The sequence below is a fragment of the Phenylobacterium sp. genome (genome assembly GCF_036501465.1).
Lineage (GTDB): Bacteria > Pseudomonadota > Alphaproteobacteria > Caulobacterales > Caulobacteraceae > Phenylobacterium.
Genome location: NZ_DASYAF010000006.1, coordinates 1 through 2,047, shown reverse-complemented (window position 1 = coordinate 2,047; position 2,047 = coordinate 1). Strand labels below are relative to the sequence as shown.

Here is a 2,047-nt window from a genome sequence, read left to right as displayed (position 1 = left end):
GCGGTGCTGATCTATCTGGCCTGCGAGTTCTTCGTGAACGGCGTCGAGTGGGTCGGGCGCAAGATGGCCGTCGGCCAGAAGGCCACCGGCACCATCCTGGCGGCCTTCGGCACCGCCCTGCCGGAGAGCGTGGTCACCTTCGTCGCCGTCACCTTTCCGCACGCGCTTGCCGACAAGGACATCGGCGTCGGCGCGGCCATGGGCGGGCCGCTGGCGCTGGGCACGGTCGCCTATGCGGTGGTCGGCGTCACCCTGCTGCTCTGCAAGCGACCGCTGCCGACCGGCGAGGCGGGCCGCATCCTCTATGCCGGCCTCAGCCGCGACCAGGCCTGGTTCATCGTCATCTCCATCGCCAAGCTGGCGGTGGGCTTAGCCGCCTTCGCCTACAAGCCGTGGCTGGGCGTGCTCTTCCTGGCGGCCTACGCCGCCTATGCCTGGAAGGAGATGACCGGGGTCGAGGACGCCGAGGAGGTCGAGCTTGAGCCCCTGAAGCTGACGCCCAAGGCCCAGACGGCGACGGCCCTGGCGGCCAGCGTCCAGACCCTGGCGGCGCTGGCGGTCATCTTCGTCGCCTCGCGCTTCTTCGTGGGCCAGCTCGGCGCGCTCGGTCCCCATCTGAACCTGAAGCCGCAGCTGCTGTCGCTGCTGATCAGCCCCATCGCCACCGAGCTGCCGGAGACGCTGAACGCGGTGATCTGGATCCGCCAGGGCAAGGTCCGCCTGGCGCTGGCCAACATCAGCGGCGCGATGATGATCCAGGCGACAGTGCCGACCGCCTTTGGCCTGTTCGCCACGCCCTGGGTGCTGGACCGAGCCCTGGTTCTGGCCGGGGCGGTCACCCTGCTCTCGGTCAGCATCCTGTTCTTCGCCTTCTGGCGCGGCTGGATCACCCGCTTCTATCTGGCCTCGATGTCGCTGGCCTATGTCGCGTTCGCGGCCCTGACGCTTGGGCTGCACCTCTGAGCCGAGCCGTTCAAGGCTCGTCGTGTTTCTCCCAGACCAGCTTGCCGTCGGGCCCGTAGAGTTCGGCGCAATCGCATTCTTCCAGCCGCGCGGGATAGGTGTCTTTCAGGCGCCGGATCGCCGACATGTCGTCATGGGCGGCGATCTCGAGTTCGCCGAGGGCCGGGCGCTCGGCCTTGTCGCGCTTGCCGAAGAGCTTGAGAAGATAGTTTGCCATGATCGGATAATAGGCGCCTACGAGCTCCACCGCCAATGCCGGCGGCGATTGCGCCTCGCGCCCGTGCCGATAAGGTGAAACACCACAGCTAAGGGAGGAACGGCATGTCACGCGCATTGGTGCTGGGCGGCGGCGGACCGGTGGGGATCGCCTGGGAGGCGGGACTGCTGGCCGGGCTTGCCGAGGGCGGCGTGGCCGCGGCGGACGCCGACTTCATCACCGGCACCTCGGCGGGTTCCGTGGTCGGCGCGCTGATCGCCATGGGCCGCCCACCCGGCGATATCGCCGGCCCGATCATCGCCGAGGCCGATCGCCCGCGCCCGATCCCGCAACAGGTCGCCGAGGACCGTCCCGGCGGCCCCAACATGATGCTGCTGATGCAGAAGATGCAGGAGGTCGCCGCCGGCGTGCGCGACCCGGCGGAGGTGCGCCGCGAGATCGGCGCCTTTTCGCTGGAGGCCAAGACCGTCGACGAGGCGGCGTTCATCGGCGGCTTCGGCCGTCAGCTGGCGGAGGCCGGCGAGGGCGTCTGGCCCGGTTGCGCCTATGCCTGCACGGCGGTGGACTGCGAGACCGGCGAGTTTGTGGTCTGGAACGCCGAGGCCAAGGTTCCGCTGTCGCGCGCGGTCGCCTCCAGCTGCTCGGTGCCCGGGGTGTTTCCGGCCATCACCATCAACGGCCGCAAATACATGGACGGCGGCATGCGTTCGGCGACCAATGCGGACTTGGCCAAGGACCATTCCAAGGCGCTGGTGGTCGCCGTCCGGCTGATGGGCGGCGAAGTGGGCGAGCGGATGATGGCGCCGCTGGAGCGCGAACTGCAGGTCATCCGCGACGCCGGCGGCGAGGTCGAACTGATCACCCCCG

General features: G+C 69.2%; 3 protein-coding genes. 2 read left to right on the top strand and 1 reads right to left on the bottom strand.

What is annotated here, in order from left to right; genetic code table 11:
- Positions 1-963, top strand: a 963-nt coding sequence (locus VGL85_RS00340) for a sodium:calcium antiporter (protein ID WP_331584812.1), incomplete at its 5' end; no start/stop codon positions are given.
- Positions 964-973: 10 nt separating this feature from the next.
- Here VGL85_RS00340 and VGL85_RS00335 read toward each other — a convergent pair.
- The gene (locus VGL85_RS00335; RefSeq protein ID WP_331584810.1) at positions 974-1,216 is read right to left on the bottom strand and encodes a hypothetical protein; all 243 of its coding nucleotides are present in this window, start codon (positions 1,214-1,216) and stop codon (positions 974-976) included.
- A gap of 68 nt (positions 1,217-1,284) precedes the next feature.
- Between VGL85_RS00335 and VGL85_RS00330 the strand changes: the two genes are divergently transcribed.
- Positions 1,285-2,047, top strand: a 763-nt coding sequence (locus VGL85_RS00330; protein ID WP_331584808.1) for a patatin-like phospholipase family protein, incomplete at its 3' end; no start/stop codon positions are given.